The sequence below is a fragment of the Nocardiopsis sp. NPDC055824 genome (assembly GCF_053616335.1).
In genome coordinates this window covers 1-17100 of the sequence record NZ_JBSHDN010000042.1, presented here as the reverse complement: position 1 = coordinate 17100, position 17100 = coordinate 1, and the positions used below count along the sequence as shown (strand labels likewise).

Below are 17100 nucleotides of genomic sequence, written 5' to 3'. Positions count from 1 at the left end.
GAAACCTCCGGACCGGGGGTCGCGCGGTACCGCTCCCCGTGATACCACCACGTCCCCCGGGGCACGGGGGACGGCGCGCTGACCGGCTCGGGGAGGCGGGCGCAGGAACCCAACATGGAGAACCCGCCCGTGCCGCCCACCCCGGCCGGTTAGTGTAAGTCGACACATCCGCTTCTTTCGGGTGGTACTTCGCGCGGGTAGCGTGACGGGGTGTCACCAAGGGTACGCGGGCCACACCGCGGACCCCCGGACACAGCGGTGACGAGGCAGGTTGAGGAGGGGGTTCGATGCCCGAGGCGGTCAAGGAACTGGTGGCCGACGACCAGCTCGACGAGATTCTGCGTGCCCTGTACCGCATGCGCGACGGCGACTTCAGTGTCCGCCTCCGGAAGCGCGGCAGCGGCACGGTCCGGGAGATCGCCTCCGTCTTCAACGAGGTGGTCGACCACAGCGAGCAGCTGAGCAAGGAGCTCCAGCGGGTCGGCGACGTCGTCCGCGACGAGGGGCGCCTCAACGAGCGCGTCAACGTCAACCCCTCCCGCGGGGCGTGGGGCGAGAGCGCCCAGGCCCTGAACGAGCTCCTGGACGAGGTCGCCGAACCCCTGTCCGAGGTCGCCCAGGTCCTGGACTCGGTCGCGGAGGGCCGGCTGAGCCGCCGCGCCTCCACCGACGGCCGCCGCGGCGAGCTCCGGGGCGACCTGCTCCGCCTGGCCACCACCGTCAACCGTATGGCCGACCAGATGAGCGGGTTCACCGAGGAGGTCACGCGCGTGGCCCGCGAGGTGGGCACCGAGGGCAAGCTCGGCGGCACCGCGCGGGTCGAGGGCGTCTCCGGCGCCTGGCGCGAGGTCACCGAGTCCGTCAACCAGATGGCGTCCCGCCTCACCGTGCAGGTCCGCGACATCTCCGAGGTGACGACGGCCGTGGCCCGGGGTGATCTGAGCAAGAAGATCACCATCGACGTCCAGGGCGAGATGCTCGACCTCAAGGACACCGTCAACACGATGGTGGACCAGCTGTCCACGTTCGCGGACGAGGTCACGCGCGTGGCCCGCGAGGTGGGCACCGAGGGCAAGCTCGGCGGCCGGGCCAACGTGCGCGGCGTGCAGGGCATCTGGAAGGACCTCACCGAGAACGTCAACTCGATGGCGGACAACCTGACCAACCAGGTGCGTGACATCTCACAGGTCACGACGGCGGTGGCCAGGGGCGACCTGACCCAGAAGGTCCAGGTCGACGTGCAGGGCGAGATGCTGGCCCTGAAGAACACCGTGAACACCATGGTCGACCAGCTCGACTCCTTCGCCGACGAGGTCACGCGCGTGGCGCGCGAGGTCGGCACCGAGGGCAAGCTGGGCGGTCGCGCCAACGTCAAGGGCGTGTCGGGCATCTGGAAGGACCTGACCGACAACGTCAACTCCATGGCGAACAGCCTCACCTACCAGGTCCGCAACATCTCCCAGGTGACGACCGCCGTCGCCGCCGGCGACCTCACCAAGAAGATCACCGTGGACGCCCAGGGCGAGATGATGGAGCTGAAGGACACCATCAACAAGATGGTGGACCAGCTCGACTCCTTCGCCAGCGAGGTCACCCGGGTGGCGCGCGAGGTGGGCACGGAGGGCAAGCTCGCCGGGCAGGCCCACGTCCGCGACGTCTCCGGGGTCTGGAAGGACCTGACGGACAACGTCAACTCCATGGCCAACAACCTGACCTACCAGGTGCGGCAGATCTCCATGGTCACGCGCGCGGTCGCGGCGGGCGACCTGACCAAGAAGGTCACGGTCAACGCCAAGGGGGAGATCCTCGAGCTCAAGGACACCATCAACGTGATGGTCGACCAGCTGTCCGCGTTCGCCGACGAGGTCACGCGGGTCGCCCGCGAGGTGGGCACCGAGGGCAAGCTGGGCGGTCGCGCCAACGTCAAGGGCGTGTCCGGCATCTGGAACGACCTCACCGAGAACGTCAACTCGATGTCGCACAACCTCACCACGCAGGTGCGCAACATCTCCGAGGTGACGACGGCGGTCGCGGCCGGAGACCTCACGAAGAAGATCGACGTCAACGCCCAGGGCGAGATCCTGGAGGTCAAGACGACGGTCAACACCATGGTGGACCAGCTGTCGGCCTTCGCCACGGAGGTCACCCGCGTCGCCCACGAGGTGGGCAGCCAGGGGCAGCTGGGCGGCCAGGCCAAGGTCGAGGGCGTCTCGGGCACCTGGAAGCAGCTCACCGACAGCGTCAACGGGCTGGCGGGCAACCTCACCACGCAGGTGCGCGCGATCGCCGAGGTGGCCAGCGCCGTCGCCGAGGGCGACCTGACCCGCAACATCCAGGTCGACGCCCGCGGTGAGATGGAGCAGCTCAAGGACAACATCAACCTGATGGTGTCCAACCTGCGCGAGACCACCGCCACCCAGCGGGACGCCGACTGGCTCAAGTCCAACGTGGCCCGCATCTCCGGCCACATCCAGGGCCACCGCGACCTCAAGGAGCTGGCCCGCCTCATCATGACCGAGGTGACGCCGCTCATCGGCGCGCAGCACGGCGCCTGCTACCTGCCCGAGGCCCAGGACGACGAGGAGAACTTCCTCTTCTACGCGGGGTTCGGCTTCGAGCCGGGCGAGAGCCGCCGCCGCGTCCGCAAGGGCGTCGGACTCATCGGCGAGGCCCTCTCTCAGCAGGTCGAACAGCAGGTGGGCAACATCCCGCCGGGGTACGTCAAGGTCGAGTCCGGCCTGGGCGAGGCCTCGCCCCGCAACCTGTACATCCTCCCGATCGTCTCGGAGGAGCGCGCCCTCGGCGTCGTGGAGTTCGCCTCCTACGGCGAGTTCCGCGAGATCCACAAGAACTTCCTGCGCCAGCTGGTCGCCCTGCTCGGCACGACGATCAACACCATCCTCGCCAACAACCGCACCGAGCACCTGCTGGAGCAGTCGCAGCAGCTCACCAGCCAGCTGCGGGAGCGCTCGAACGAGCTCCAGCGCCAGCAGGAGGAGCTGCGCGGCAAGAACGCCGAACTCCGGCAGAAGGCCACCCAGCTCGCCAACCAGAACAGGGCCATCGAGCTCCAGAACCAGCAGATCCAGCGGTCCAGGAACGCCCTGGAGGAGCGGGCGCACCAGCTCCAGGTCTCCTCCAAGTACAAGTCCGAGTTCCTGGCGAACATGTCGCACGAGCTGCGCACACCGCTCAACAGCCTGCTCATCCTGGCGCGACTGCTCGCCGACAACGGGGAGCAGAACCTCTCGCCCAAGCAGGTCGAGTTCGCCCAGACCATCCACAAGGCGGGCAGCGACCTGCTGCTGCTCATCGACGAGATCCTCGACCTGTCCAAGGTGGAGGCCGGCCGCGCGGAGGTCCAGCCGAGCGAGGTGTCCATCGGACAGCTGGTGGACTACGTCGAGGCGACCTTCCGCCCGGTCACGGGCGAGCAGGGGCTCGCGTTCGCGGTGGACGTGTCGCCGGACATCCCGGGGACGCTGTGGACCGACGAGCAGAGGCTCCAGCAGATACTGCGCAACCTGCTGTCCAACGCCGTCAAGTTCACGCCGCAGGGCGAGGTGCGCCTCCTCATCGAGCCCGCGTGGGCGCTGGAGGACGCCGACCTGGAGATGTTCGAGGAGAACGAGGAGGTCATCGCCTTCACGGTCGCGGACACCGGGATCGGCATCGCCGAGGACAAGCTCCAGGTCATCTTCGAGGCCTTCCACCAGGGCGACGGAGGCACGTCGCGGAGGTTCGGCGGTACGGGCCTCGGCCTGTCGATCAGCCGGAACTTCGCCCGCCTGCTCGGCGGGGAGATCCGGGTGCAGAGCGTCGCGAACCAGGGCTCGACCTTCACGCTGCTGCTGCCGGTCCGCCTTCCCGAGGACGCCGGGGACCGGGACGACCAGGCGGTCGGCGTGTCCTCGGTGCCCATGCTGGAGACCGGCCGCGGCGACACCGACCCCGCCCAGGACGCCTTCGGGACCGGGTTCGGGACGGGCGTCCCGATCAACGACGACTTCGCCATGCCGGACGAGGACTTCGACGCGGCGGTGGCCGCCCTCACCGACATCGGCCACGAACCGCTGCCCACCGTCCCGGTGCTCAAGGCGCCCGAGTCGGCCGCACCGGCCGGGGGAGAGGCCGCGGAGGAGCCGAAGGAGGCCGAGGCGCGCACCGACCCCGAGCGGCGCGCCGTCCTGGCCGGCCAGCGGGTCCTCATCGTCGACGACGACGTGCGCAACGTCTTCGCCCTGACGAGCGCCCTGGAGGCGCAGGGGCTGGAGGTGCTCTACGCCGACAACGGCCACGCGGGCATCGCCAGGCTGGAGGCCAACGAGGACATCTCCCTGGTCCTCATGGACGTGATGATGCCGGAGCTGGACGGCAACCAGACGACCCAGCGCATCCGGGAGATGCCGCAGTTCGCCGACCTGCCGATCATCTCGCTCACCGCCAAGGCCATGCAGGGCGACCGCGAGCGCAGCCTCGCGGCGGGCGCCACGGACTACGTGACCAAGCCCGTCGACCTGGACCACCTGCTCGACGTCATGCGGCGCTGGCTCACCGCGGGCCGGGAGGAGACCATCGCCGGAGCGGCGGCCGAGGACGCCGCCGCCGCGGCGGCCTCCGCCGGAACCGGGGCCGACGGCGCGGACGACACACGGACCGGGCAGAATGGCGCGACGGCCGACGACGGCGACAACACCCGCGCCGGTACCAGGGATAACAACGACCCGAACGGGGACACTGGCACCAGCACCCCGACCGAAGACCTGGAGTAACCCGAAGTGACCCAGAAGGCCAACATCCTTCTCGTCGACGACCGCGACGAGAACCTGATCGCGCTGGAGGCCGCCCTCACGTCCCTCGACCAGAACCTGGTCCGTGCGAACTCCGGGGAGGAGGCGCTCAAGCACCTCCTGGGCACCGACTTCGCGGTCATCCTGCTCGACGTGGTCATGCCGGGGATGGACGGGTTCGAGACCGCCGCCCACATCAAGCAGCGCGAGAAGACCAAGGACGTGCCGATCATCTTCCTGACGGCACAGGAGATCGACCGGCACCAGGTCTTCCGCGGCTACGCGTCGCGCGCGGTCGACTTCCTGCTCAAGCCCTTCGACCCGTGGGTGCTGCGCTCCAAGGTCGAGGTGTTCGTGGAGCTGCACCAGCTCAAGGCGCAGATGCGCGAGCAGGCCCGCGCCCTCCAGCGCGACCTCGGCCAGGAGACCGGGGAGCCGGGCAAGATCCTGGCCGAGCAGCTGGCGCTGCGCTCACGGCAGGTGCAGTCCGACCTCGCCGAACTGCGCGAGCACATCGTCACCAACTACCAGGACGTGGACCAGCCCCTCGTCAACGGCGTGCGCCGGATGGACCGGTCGGTGTCGCAGCTGTCCACACTGGTGGACACCCTGCACGGCCCCGAGTAGCTGTGTTTGCCCTGGGGCTCCGCTTCGCTTTGCCCCGGGGTTCGGGCGCCTTGAGGCCGGTGTGCTTCGTCCTCGTCTGCGCCTGCCGCTCGTTCCTCGCTCGCGGCTTGACTCGTCCTGCAGCACCCCGGCGGCGCCCTCACGCACAACCCCCAGGGGCGGGGGTGCGTTCTGACGCACACCCCCTGGGGTGGGGTCGTGTTCTCACTCGCAACCCCCTGGGGCGGGGGAGCGGGATCAGGGGACGGGACGGGGAGGGAGCGCGAGTCCGATGTGCTCGCCGATCTCCTCGATGAGCCCCAGGTCGGCGAGGCGGAAGCTGCTGCGGTTGCTGCGGCGGATCAGGGTGAGCGCGCCGCGCACGCCCCGGCTCCCCCGGAGCGGGACGGAGAGGAGCGACCCGGCCCCGAGCACCGCGAGCAGGGGAGCGCCCGACCCGGCGGCGCCCAGCACCGACTCGTCCTCGATGAGGGGGAACAGCAGGGACTGGCCCCGGCCGAGCACCTCGCCGGGGATCTCGGACCCCCCGGGCGACACGGCCGCGACCTCCTCCCGCACACCGGGCGCCGCGTCGGGAGGGCCGGCGACCACGGCGCGCCGGGCGACCCCGGGGTCGGTGGGCAGGTCGCACACGTCCACGACCACCCAGTCCGCGTAGGAGTCGGCGAGCAGTTCGGCGGCGTCCGCGAGGGCGAGCGGTTCCCCCGCCCCGCCGGGCCCCGCGGACCGCAGCAGCAGCCGCGTCATCCTCGTCAGGACGTCCAGCCGACGGGCGGCGAGGACCACCACCTGGTCCTCCACCTCCGGTTCGAGCGGGGACGGGGCCTCCTCCTCGGCGCCGTTCATCGGCGGCGACATCGCCACCAGCACCAGCGGGTTCGGCTCCGTGGGCAGCTCCAGGCGGGTGAGGGTGAGGTGGACGTCCTCCGCCCACCCGCGCTGCGCCAGCCGCGACTCCAGCGAGGCCGGCCCGTCGCCGCGCAGCACGGCCGCGAGCCAGGACTGCATCGCCGCCCTTTTGCGCAGGTCCACGAAGTGGGCGAAGGTCTTCCCGGTGAGGTAGCCCGGTGCGCTGCCCAGCTGGGCGGCCCCCGCGTTGTTGATCCGTCTGATGTACCCCTCGTGGTCCAGCAGCACCACCGGGACGCTGAGCTCGGTGAACACCGCCCGGAGCAGGTTGCGGTCGTCGTCGTTCTGGCGGCGCGGCCCGGGCTGGCTGTGGGCGCGGGCCAGCTGCGCCCCCGCGTCGTTGAGCAGGCGTTCCGCGTACTCCAGCTCCGCGAGGGCCGCCTCGGCGGTGCCCTCGGCGTCGTCCGGGTACATCGTGTGCGTGTTGCGGAGGGCGGCTGTTCTCTCACTGAGAGCAGTGGTCTCGCGTTGCAACCCGGCGAGGTTCTCCGACACGCTCAGGGCTCCCGTCGTGGCTGGTCTCTCCCGGATGTCCGGGTCCGTGATCCCCAAGGTTACGGTTAGCGGGTGAGCCCCGGACGCGGAAGGAGGCCCCGCCGTGTGGATCGAACGCCTGGCCCGCGACATCGGTGCGCTGGGACAGGCGGAGAACACCACCCTCGAACGCGCCCTCGACCAGATGAGCAGGGCCGCCGCCTTCGGGGTCCCCGGCTGCTCGGCCGCCCTCGTCGTGCTGTGGCGCGAGGTCGAGGGGGCCGACGGGACGGTCCGCCACGTGGTGACCGACTACGGCGCCTCCCACGCCGACCTCTCCGCCGCCTTCGAGCACCAGTACACGACCGACCAGGGACCGACGGTGGAGGCCGTGCGGGAGATGGCCCGGGTCGGGGTCGCCGACGTGCTCCGCGAACCCCACCGGTGGCCGAGCTACACCGCCATGGCCGTCCAGTGCGGCGACCGCTCCTCCATCACCCTGCCCAGCCTCCTGTCCGGCGACGGCGCCGACGACGACCGCGTGGTCACGTTCGGGGTGCACTCCGGCCGCGCCGACGCCTTCGACGAGCAGGTCGTCGCACCGCTCACCGCACTGCTGGCGGAGCACGCGGCGGCGGCCCTGCACACGGTGGGGCGCCAGGCCGACGTGGCGCGCGAGACCGCGCACATGCGCCGGGCGATGTCCGCGCGCACCTACATCGACCAGGCCAAGGGCATCATCATGCACGCGCGCGGCTGCGACGCGGACACGGCCTTCACCGCGCTGCGGGAGGTCGCCCAGCGCAACCGCAAGCGGGTCGTGGACGTGGCCAGGGACCTGGTCATGGAGAACACGGCGGGTGACGAGTCCCGAGCGTGATCGAAAACCGCCATGATGAGGCTCCGACCCGCAGCGACAAGGAGAAGCGACCGTGACGTCAGACATCTCGATCCGTCGCGAGCATGACGTCGTCGTCGTCACCCCCGTGGGGGAGATGGACGCGGTGACCTCTCCCGGCCTGGCCGACGTCCTGGAGGAGGTCCTGGCCGCCGACCGGCCGCGGGGCGTGGTGGTGGACCTCGCCAAGGTCGGCTTCTGCGACTCCCGCTGCATCGGGGTGCTCGTCGCGGCCTTCCGGCGCGGCCGGGACATGGACGTGGGGTTCGTGGTCGCCGAGCCGCAGCAGCAGGTCAACCGTCTGTTCGTGATAGCCGGCATCGACCAGGTCATCCCGATCGTGCCGAGCACCGACGAGGCGGTCGACTCGCTCAGGGGCTGAGCCCCCCGAGCCCGTCCACGAAGTGCAGCCGTACCGTCGACCCCCCGCCGTCCCCGCTGATCTCCAGGAAGTCGCAGCTCTGGCGGGTGATCCACAGCCCGTACCCGCGCGGGCGCATGCTGTCGGCGGGACGGTAGCCCGCCAACGGGTCGGTGAGGCCCCCGTGCTCGTCGAACACGTCGCACACCCACCGGTCGGGGCCCCGCCAGAGGCTGACGGAGCCCTTGCCCGCCCCGTGCTCCAGCACGTTCGCGGCCAGCTCGTTCACGGCCACGACGAGGCTGTCGGCCCGGTGCCGGGCCAGGCCCAGGGACTCGCAGAGCGCGGTCAGCTCACGGCGCAGCCGGGGGAGCGACATCCCGATCTCCAGCCGGTGGACGGGCCCGCCGACCGGCAGGGGGTCCGGTACGGCCGGCAGGGCGCCGAACGCCGCCGTGCCCAGGTAGCCGGGGTTGGGACCGGGCCCGCCCGGGCCCACCAGCGCCGGGTGGGTGGCGCGCACCGCCGCGCGGGCCCTCGGGCCGAGCACCCGCCCGTCGTAGGCGCACAGCAGGCGCAGGCCCAGGGGCGCCAGCGCCGTGCACAGGACCGACTCCAGGCGCAGCCACTCGCGCGTCTCGGTCCCCGAACCGGAGGGGGGCGGTGGCTCCGCCACCAGCGCCACGGGTTCGTGGGTGAGGGTCAGGCGGTGCAGGGCCGCCAGGGTGCGCCCAGGGGCCTCGTAGAGCCCGTCCCTGTCGAGCACGTGGACGCGCGCGCCCTCCGCGGGGGACAGGGACCCGACGAGGGCGGCGGCGCGGGCCCCGGAGACGGCGAGCGCCGCGTGGGCGCCGCCGCCCAGCGCGGACCGCAGCCGCTCCAGGGCCGTGTCGTGGAACCGCCCCTCGCTCTCGAAGAGGAGTCCCTGGTGCTCGAAGGTCATCGGCGCACGGCTCCGCGCCCCGGCCGCCCGGAGGGGGCTCCGCCGGGCTCGGGACACGGACACGGGGGGACGGGGGAACACACGGATCAGCGGGTGGCCCCGGACAGCAGGAGGCCGTCCGTCTCGCTCCCGTCGGCGCCCTCGTCCTCCGCCTGCTGCGGGCGCGACCGGTCGTAGGCGATCTCGGTCTCCACGGCGATCCGCTGCCACGTGAACCGCGAGCGGGCACGGTCCACGGCGGCGATCCCGTAGGCGGTGCTCATGGTCGGGGTGCTGAGCACGGCGCGCACGGAGCGCGCGACCTCGTCCGGCCGGCCGAACCGCATCAGCACGCCGCTGGTGCGGTGCAGGACCGCGCCGGGGGTCGCGCCGGTCGCGGTGGCCACGACGGGCAGGCCGCAGGCCATGGCCTCCAGGACGGCACCGCCGTAGGGGTCGTAGGAGGCGGCGGACACGTACACGTCGGCCGAGCGCAGCAGGCGCGGCAGCTCCTTGCGCTCGACCGGTCCGACGAGGTGGACGCGGTCGTCGACGCCGGCCTCCTTGGCCAGGAGCTCCACCCGGCGGGCGTTCTCGTCGAGGGCGACGTCGAGGTCCTCGGCGGTGGAGACGATGAGCAGCTCCGCCTCGGGCAGGCGGGTCATGGACTCGACGAGGCGGTCGGCGCCGCCGGCCTCCGTCAGGGAGGTGACCGACACCAGTCGCGCGCGCTCCTCGCGCCGGGAGGTCCAGTGCTCGGCCGAGGTCCCGCCCTCCATGCTGAAGTGGTCGGGGTCCACGCCGAAGGGCACGACGCTCACGTGGTGCCGGGGCACGCCCAGGCGCGCCAGCTCGCCCTGCTGGTCGGTGGAGTTGACCAGGACGTGGTCGGCGCGGGAGGCGAGGATCGTCTCCATGCGGGCGCGTTCGGGGTGGTGGGACAGCCCGGAGCGCTGTTCGCTGGCGTTGAGGGAGTGGAAGGTCTGGACGATGGGGGTCCCGCTCTGGTCGCTCTCGCTGTGCGCCTGGGCGTGCAGCGCCGCGAGACCGCTGGTCCAGCCGATGGCGTGCAGGACGTCGGGCGCGTCCTCGTCCAGGACCGCGGCCAGGGCGGTGCCGAAGGCGCCGGTGTGCTCGGCGTGCTCATCGGCGGGAAGCGGGCTGGCGGGACCGGCGTCGAGGTAGGTGACGGAGACGCCGCGCGCCATCCGGGTGCGCCCCTCCGGCTGCTCGGGGTCGCTGCGACGGGCGTAGACCGTCACCTTGTGACCGAGTTTGGCCAGCTGCCGGGAGAGCGCGCAGACGTGCAGGCTCGCGGGGCAGGCGGGCTCCCCCCGGTGGGCGGGAAGGGGGTTGGCGTGTTCGGCGATCATGGCGATCTTCACTGGGCTGGACTCCTTGGGCGAGAACGGTGCCCGTCGTAGGTGCGAACGCCCGAGGTGACTCCGGAGCGGGGATCGGAATCCCCCCGGGCGGGACGGCGGCTGTGCGATCCAGGGGAGAGCGGGCGCACGGGTCGGGAACGCCCGGGCACAGCGGGTGGTGGACGCCGGGCAGCACTGACGGCCGCGCGCACGGAGGGCACGCGGCTGCTGCGGGGCGAACCGGGAAAGGAAGAGAGGCAGGGCAGACGCACAGTGATCACACCAAACGACCGTCGAAGGAGATCGAGGACCACGGGCGCGACGGAGTCGCGGCGCACGTGGCGGGTCGTGTGTGTCTGCGTCTTAGACACCCAACGGGGCCCATTCTGCCAGACGCCTCGCGGGCGGACAACGCGAGGCCGGTCTCGCGCCATGCCCCAAGGAGACTTCGGGGCGGACCGTAATACCCCGGGACCCCCTGTGCGCTGGGGGTTCTCCGTACCCGCCGATCGGCCCTGTCGGGCGCGCGTGGACGCCGCTACTGTCGGACCGGGACCACGGAAGCCGCGACACACACCGGAGGCCCACCCGTCACAGCACTTTTATCGGCCGGAACCGGTGCGGGAACTGCATATCCGGGTGTTTTCCGCCATGATGTACGCGGATTTTGACCGACTCCAGCAGTAGGTCGGTACGGTTACAGAATCCAGACGTTGAACGGGACTCGACCAAGGTCCGGCGCGTGGCGCCGGGCAACCGGCCACGGCCGACGAAACGGGAGGAAGGGCGTATGGGTGTCGCTGGTGGGGAAGTCATTGTCACGGCCCTCACGCACCGGGGCGCTATCCGCCCCGCCAACGAGGACGCCGTCGTCATGGGTGCTCTCACCGTCGCCAGTGCGAACATGACCTCTCCGGTCCGCTGCGTGCTGCCGGTGAGCGAGCCCGTCATCCTGGCGGTCGCCGACGGGATCGGCGGACAGGCCGCGGGAGAGATCGCCTCGGAGCACGCGGTGCACCGCATGGCCGAGATGGGGCCGCGGCTGAACGGCCCCGAGGAGATCGCCCAACTGCTGAGCAACATCGACGAGGAGATCAAGGACCACGCCCTCCAGCACACCGAGTTCTCCGGCATGGGGACCACGGTCGCCGGCGTCCTGCTCAACAACGACGGCAACTTCTGGTTCAACGTCGGAGACTCCCGGACCTACCGCCTGGAGGGACGCCGCCTGCGGCAGCTCTCCGAGGACGACTCCCCGGCGCTCCCCCCCTCCGAGGACGGCCGCCCGGTCACCACGAACTTCATCACCCAGTCCCTGGGCGGCAGTTCCGGCGGCTCGATGGTCCCGCACGTGGGACGCGACGACGCGGCCGACCCGAGCGCCTGGCTCATGTGCAGCGACGGACTGTCCGACCTCGTCCTCCCCGAGGAGATGGAGCGGATGATCGCCGAGGCCGGCAGCGACGAGGCCGCCGTGCACGCCCTGTGGCAGGCCGCCATGGAGGCCGGCGGCAAGGACAACATCAGCATCCTGCTGGCGCGCCGAGTCTGACCCCGGCTCCGACGCGCGGGTCCCGCCCCGCGGCGGCCGGCGCGGGGCGAACACGAAGGGCCCGTACACCTCGCGGTGTACGGGCCCTTCCGCTCGTGGACCGCGCGGGTCCGCGCCGGCCTACTTCCGGTCGGCGCCGCCGCCCGGGCGGTTGCGCATCCGGACCAGGACGAGCACGACCGCGCCGATGCCCGCGATCGCGACGACGGCCACCACGGCCAGCGCCACGGGGGAGACGCCGCCCTCGTCGGCCTCCTCGGCGGAGACCTCCTCGGCGGCGGGCTCCCCGGCGGGCTCGTCCGACTCCTCGGCGGCGGGCGCCTCGCTCTCACCCGCCTCCGGCTCCGGCGCCGCGGCGGCCACGGCCTCCTCGGTCACGGTGAACGTCAGGCTGTCCTGGATGGGGTGGCCGTCGGAGGACACGACGCGGAACCCGATGGTGTACTCGCCGGCCTCGTCCAGGGGGCTCAGCCCCACGGACACGTCCGTGCCGTCGAACGAGAGCTCGCCGTCCTCGTAGGTGGTCTCCCCGTCCGGCCCCGTCACGACGACGGCGCTTCCGCTGCCGCCCTCCATCGGCGCGTTGTTGAAGGTCAGCACGACCTCCTCGGGCACGGTCTCCAGGGTCTGCCCGTCCTCGGGGCTGGAGTCGGTCAGCACGTCGTGGGCCAGCGCGGGCGAGGGAGCCAGCGCCAGTGCCGCGGCGGCGAGGGGGGCGAGGAGGGCGGCGGCCGCGCGCGGGAGCACGCGGGAGGCTGTCCCGGTTCCGTCGAGGGGGGCGCTGCTGCTGGTGGTGGTCATGTTCTTCTCTCAGCGTTCGTGGTCGGTTCGCGCCCGGCGCGCGTGTCCTCCGGTACGGGGACCGCGCGGTCCGGGCCTCTCACAGTGCGGACGGGTGCGAACCGGGAGGCCCCCGGGGCCGGTGCGCCGAGAGCGGGGCGGGGGAGGGCGCCGCGGACCGGGTCGGAGACCGGGCCGGAGCGGCGGCGCCGAACGCGAGGCGGGGGACGAGCAGCGGCGGCAGCGCGCGTGCGAACAGCGCGGCGAGGAACCACAGGGCCGCCTCGCCGTGGGCGAGCAGGGCGGAGGCGAGCAGGGCCGCCCACAGGTGCGCGAGCAGCATGCCGGGCGCGAAGCCGAGCGTGTGCGCGAGGAACCCGTGGCCCGCGTGGCCGGCGTCGGCGCCGAACGCGGGGTCGACCGAGCCCTGGAGGACGAGGTGCAGGGCGACCTGGACCGTCGCCATGACGGCGAGGATGTCGCCGAAGCCGCGCATGGACCGGGTGAAGAACCAGAGCACGGGGAAGAGCACCGCGGTGGCGGCGGCGAACCCGCCGGCGGAGGCGGGGACCTCCGCCCACAGGTTGTGGCCGCCCCAGGCCAGCCCGGTGCACGCCGCGGCGAGGGACGCCGTGCGTGTGAGACGGAGAGTGCCGTGGGCGGGTCGCACGTGAACGAACCTAGGCCGTGCCCCGGGGGGCCGCAAGATCTCCCAAAGGTGAGAACCGTGCCCCTGGGGTCGCGGATCGGCGCGGAGCGTGACGGTCCACCGTTCGGCACCTCGCGTTTCCGGTCGGGCGGCCGGGGTCCTCCTCCCGGGCCGCGGGGCGGGAGCGACGCCGGGAGGGGGCGCGGACGTGGAAGAGGCCGCCGGGCGCGATCCCCCGCGCTCCCGGCGGCCTCCTCCGTCGCCCTTCGCAGCCTTCGTGCGCGGGCGGACCCGGGGGTCCGCTAACCGGCCGGTACGAGCTCGCGCCGCATGTAGCGTCGCTGCTCGGGGGTGGTGCCACCCCAGACTCCGTGAGCCTCACCGGAACGAAGGGCCCACCGCAGGCACTCTTGGCGAACAGTACAGCTGCGGCAGACGGCGACGGCCTGTTCGGTGTCGGCGCGCCCGATCCCGGTGCTGCTCACCGGGAAGAAGATCTCCGGGTCGTACGAGCGGCAGTTGCCCTGCTCGACCCAGTCCTCGCTCTCGTGGTACAGGCGGTTCACGGGGCGCCTCCGATCCGTGGCTTGGTCCATGGTCCGTGGGCCGCGCCGTGTTCCCGCGGCGGGGCCGGAAGTCTCCGCCCCGCCCGCGTTCCCGTCGACCGGGCGGAACTGCGGCGAAGCGATGCGACTAAGTGTAGTACTACATGAGGTCGTACTACACGGAGTCTGCTGGAAATCCGCCGAATGATCAAGGACGTTCGGCCGTGTCAGACCCCCTCTCCGCCCCTCGGCGGGCGGGGACGGGGCCGTGTGCGCGGGCCGGGCGGGGGTCGGGAAAGCTCGGGAAATTCCAGCGCACGGACCTTTTCCGGAGCCCCGCCGCGTAGCGTGTGACCTGAGGCGCCGCCCCGAAGAGGCGTTATGTCGCGAGGTTCCCACCGAATTGATGTGACTTAACGCACGCTTAATATTGCTCGGTAAAGCTCTATGTTTGACCGTGTCGGACGGCCGCCGCGCGAGGCGCCGCCGCCGCCCCCGCGCGCCGCCCGTACCCGGCCCGCCCGCCGAACCGCCTGATGGGCGGGGCGTGGACCGCGCGGCCGGGGTCCCCGCGACTCCCCTTGAAAGCCCTGGTCAGGGCCTTGGTTCGCTGCTAAATAAACGGGCCATACCCGATGCGAACCTCCCGAAACATCTGCGCGGAATCTCCGCGGAACCTCATTGACATTCGTTCGCTAAGTTCGATCGACGTGCCACATCTACGAACGAACCTCCAAGCACGCGACCGAACTGACACCGGGGCCGAGAGCCCTGGGACGACAGGGGCCGCGGGCCGTGGGGACGTGCGCCTCGCGCACCCGTCCCCGGAGGACGGGCCGCACATGTGGCGGCTGGCCCGGGAGACGGGAATGGACGTCAACTCCCCGTACGCCTACGCGCTCTGGTGCCGGGACTTCGCCACGACCAGCGTCGTCGCCCGCGACGGCGAGGGCCGTGTCGCGGCCTACGTCACCGGCTACGTGCGTCCCGACAGTCCCGACACGTACTTCCTCTGGCAGGTCGCCGTCGACTCCGCGTTCCGCGGACAGCGGCTGGCCCGCCGGATGCTCGACTTCATCGGCGACCGGATCACCGACCGTGGTCTGCGCTATCTCGAAGCGACCGTCGCACCCGACAACACCGCTTCCCGCGCGCTGTTCGCGTCGTTCGCCCGGGACCGGGACACCGAGGCCGTGTGGAGTCCGCTCCTGACCGGGGAACACTTCCCCCAGGAGGGGGACACCCCGCACGAGCCCGAGGACCTGGTCCGGATCGGCCCGTTCGGGCAGGCACCGGGTCAGGGGCGTGACTGACCATCCGCACCGGATCGACCGATCCCGACCCACCCCGTCGTCCAAGCCATGAGCCCACGAACCTGGGGAAAGGAACCGAGGTACACACGATGGAGACCTTCCAGCGCCTGGAGTCCGAAGTCCGCGGATACTGCCGGAACTGGCCGGTCGTCTTCGACAGGGCGGTCGGAAGCCATGTCTACGACGAGACCGGCAAGCCTTACCTCGACTTCTTCGCGGGAGCGGGCTCGCTCAACTACGGGCACAACAACCCCGAGCTGAAGACCTCGCTCATCGAGTACCTGACGGACGACCGCATCGTCCACAGCCTCGACGCCTACAGCGTGGCCAAACGCGAGTTCCTGGAGACCTTCGAGCAGATCGTGCTCAAACCGCGGGACCTCGACTACAAGGTGCAGTTCCCCGGTCCGGCGGGCAACAACGCGGTCGAGGCCGCGCTGAAGCTGGCCCGCAAGTACACCGGCCGCTCGACGATCGTGAACTTCACCAACGGCTTCCACGGCATGACCCTGGGGGCCCTGGCCGTCACCGGCAACTCGATGAAGCGCGGCGGCGCGGGCGTGCCGCTCGACCACGTGGCCACGATGCCGTTCGACAACTACCTCGACGGGCGCACGCCCGACTTCCTGTGGCTGCGCAGCCTGCTGGACGACAGCGGCAGCGGGCTGGACAAGCCCGCCGCCGTCATCGTCGAGGCGGTCCAGGGCGAGGGCGGCATCAACGTCGCCAGCGCCCAGTGGCTGCGGGAGCTCTCCGACCTCTGCCGCGAGTACGAGATCCTCCTGATCGTCGACGACATCCAGATGGGCTGCGGCCGCACCGGCGACTTCTTCAGCTTCGAGGAGGCCGGGATCACCCCGGACATCGTCACGCTGTCCAAGTCCATCAGCGGCTACGGCCTGCCCATGGCCCTCACCCTGTTCAAGCGCGAGCTGGACGTGTGGGAGCCGGGCGAGCACAACGGCACCTTCCGCGGATTCAACCCGGCGATGGTGACCGGCGCCGAGGCGCTGCGCCGCTTCTGGAGCGACGACTCCTTCGCCGCCTCCACCAAGGCCAAGGGCGACATGGTCGCCGCGCGCCTGGGGGAGATGGCGGCGGAGCACTCCGACTTCGGCGCGCACGTGCGCGGCCGCGGGCTCGCCCGGGGTCTGGCCTTCGAGCAGGACGGCATCGCCAAGAAGGTGGCGGCCGAGTCGTTCGACCGGGGCCTGCTCCTGGAGACCTCCGGGCCCGAGGACGAGGTCGCGAAACTTCTTCCGCCGCTCACCGCGACGGAGGAGGAACTGACCGCCGGCCTTGACATCATGGCTGACGCGGCCCGTGCCGCGGTCAAGGTGGCGCAGCCGGCCTAGGCCCCGGCGGCGGTTCCACATCCACGCGGTACGGGGTCGGACGACACTCCCAGGAGGGAGGGTCGTCCGGCCCCGCGCCGCGTCGCACCACCCCAGCAAGGCGCAGCAGCGCGTTTAAGGAGCAAGCCAGTGATCGTTCGCAGCATGGACGAGGTCAACGACACCGAGGCCGACATCAAGACGGAGAACTGGCGCAGCCGCCGGATCATCCTGGCCAAGGAGAAGGTGGGCTTCTCCTTCCACGAGACCGTCCTGTACGCGGGCACCGAGTCGACCTTCTGGTACGCCAACCACGTCGAGCTCGTGCACTGCATCGAGGGCGAGGCGGAGCTGACCAACGAGGAGACCGGGGAGAAGCACACCATCACCCCGGGCACCCTCTACCTCCTCAACGGCCACGAGAAGCACACCGTCCGTCCCAAGACGGACTTCCGCGTGCTCTGCGTGTTCAACCCGCCCGTGACCGGGCGCGAGGTCCACGACGAGAACGGGGTCTACCCGCTCGTCGTGGAGGAGGACGCCCCCGCGTAGGGCGCCGACACGGCAGCAGGTGGGCGGGGC

14 protein-coding genes are annotated in these 17100 nt (G+C 71.4%); 8 read left to right on the top strand and 6 right to left on the bottom strand.

Annotated features, from left to right (window positions below; translation table 11 throughout):
• The first annotated feature begins 287 nt into the window (after positions 1 to 287).
• Together ACWGL3_RS11745 and ACWGL3_RS11740 are read left to right on the top strand one after the other, a co-directional pair.
• Positions 288 to 4772, top strand: coding sequence for a HAMP domain-containing protein (locus ACWGL3_RS11745; RefSeq protein ID WP_452461244.1), 4485 nt, complete (start codon positions 288 to 290; stop codon positions 4770 to 4772).
• Positions 4773 to 4778: 6 nt separating this feature from the next.
• A complete protein-coding gene (locus ACWGL3_RS11740; RefSeq protein ID WP_267946623.1) occupies positions 4779 to 5417 on the top strand; it encodes a response regulator in 639 nt (212 codons plus the stop codon).
• Positions 5418 to 5654: 237 nt separating this feature from the next.
• On the opposite strand, the gene ACWGL3_RS11735 is transcribed toward ACWGL3_RS11740, so the two are convergent.
• Positions 5655 to 6821, bottom strand: coding sequence for a PAS domain-containing protein (locus ACWGL3_RS11735; RefSeq protein ID WP_355014126.1), 1167 nt, complete (start codon positions 6819 to 6821; stop codon positions 5655 to 5657).
• A gap of 103 nt (positions 6822 to 6924) precedes the next feature.
• Here ACWGL3_RS11735 and ACWGL3_RS11730 point away from each other — a divergent pair, with 103 nt between their 5' ends.
• Entirely contained in the window at positions 6925 to 7680 is a 756-nt protein-coding gene (locus ACWGL3_RS11730) for an ANTAR domain-containing response regulator (protein WP_267946621.1), read from the top strand.
• Between the two features lie 52 nt (positions 7681 to 7732).
• Positions 7733 to 8080 carry an STAS domain-containing protein gene (locus ACWGL3_RS11725; RefSeq protein ID WP_267946620.1) on the top strand — a complete coding sequence of 116 codons (348 nt, stop codon included), beginning with the start codon at positions 7733 to 7735 and terminating at the stop codon, positions 8078 to 8080.
• On the opposite strand, the gene ACWGL3_RS11720 is transcribed toward ACWGL3_RS11725, so the two are convergent.
• Both ACWGL3_RS11720 and ACWGL3_RS11715 read right to left on the bottom strand, forming a co-directional pair.
• A complete protein-coding gene (locus tag ACWGL3_RS11720; RefSeq protein ID WP_267946619.1) occupies positions 8070 to 9002 on the bottom strand; it encodes an anti-sigma factor RsbA family regulatory protein in 933 nt (310 codons plus the stop codon). The two genes, ACWGL3_RS11725 and ACWGL3_RS11720, sit on opposite strands and share 11 nt — an antisense overlap.
• 86 nt (positions 9003 to 9088) lie before the next feature.
• Positions 9089 to 10366, bottom strand: coding sequence for a glycosyltransferase (locus ACWGL3_RS11715; RefSeq protein ID WP_267946618.1), 1278 nt, complete (start codon positions 10364 to 10366; stop codon positions 9089 to 9091).
• Between the two features lie 769 nt (positions 10367 to 11135).
• Here ACWGL3_RS11715 and ACWGL3_RS11710 point away from each other — a divergent pair.
• Complete coding sequence (locus tag ACWGL3_RS11710; protein WP_267946617.1) at positions 11136 to 11897, top strand: PP2C family protein-serine/threonine phosphatase; 762 nt, start codon at positions 11136 to 11138, stop codon at positions 11895 to 11897.
• A gap of 120 nt (positions 11898 to 12017) precedes the next feature.
• Here the strand turns inward: ACWGL3_RS11710 and ACWGL3_RS11705 are convergent, their stop codons facing one another.
• The 3 genes from ACWGL3_RS11705 to ACWGL3_RS11695 form a co-directional block, all read right to left on the bottom strand.
• Positions 12018 to 12698, bottom strand: coding sequence for a copper resistance CopC family protein (locus ACWGL3_RS11705; protein WP_452461243.1), 681 nt, complete (start codon positions 12696 to 12698; stop codon positions 12018 to 12020).
• 79 nt (positions 12699 to 12777) lie between these two features.
• Complete coding sequence (locus ACWGL3_RS11700) at positions 12778 to 13347, bottom strand: copper resistance protein (RefSeq protein ID WP_267946615.1); 570 nt, start codon at positions 13345 to 13347, stop codon at positions 12778 to 12780.
• 281 nt (positions 13348 to 13628) lie between these two features.
• Positions 13629 to 13892, bottom strand: a complete 264-nt coding sequence (locus tag ACWGL3_RS11695; protein ID WP_267946614.1) for a WhiB family transcriptional regulator — start codon at positions 13890 to 13892, stop codon at positions 13629 to 13631.
• Positions 13893 to 14674: 782 nt separating this feature from the next.
• Between ACWGL3_RS11695 and ectA the strand changes: the two genes are divergently transcribed.
• The 3 genes from ectA to ACWGL3_RS11680 all read left to right on the top strand — a co-directional run bounded on the left by ectA (position 14675) and on the right by ACWGL3_RS11680 (position 17070).
• Complete coding sequence (gene ectA / locus ACWGL3_RS11690; RefSeq protein WP_452461242.1) at positions 14675 to 15184, top strand: diaminobutyrate acetyltransferase; 510 nt, start codon at positions 14675 to 14677, stop codon at positions 15182 to 15184.
• A gap of 89 nt (positions 15185 to 15273) precedes the next feature.
• The gene (gene ectB / locus ACWGL3_RS11685; RefSeq protein WP_267946612.1) at positions 15274 to 16539 is read left to right on the top strand and encodes a diaminobutyrate--2-oxoglutarate transaminase; all 1266 of its coding nucleotides are present in this window, start codon (positions 15274 to 15276) and stop codon (positions 16537 to 16539) included.
• Between the two features lie 129 nt (positions 16540 to 16668).
• Positions 16669 to 17070 carry an ectoine synthase gene (locus tag ACWGL3_RS11680; RefSeq protein WP_267946611.1) on the top strand — a complete coding sequence of 134 codons (402 nt, stop codon included), beginning with the start codon at positions 16669 to 16671 and terminating at the stop codon, positions 17068 to 17070.
• The last annotated feature ends 30 nt before the right edge of the window (positions 17071 to 17100 follow it).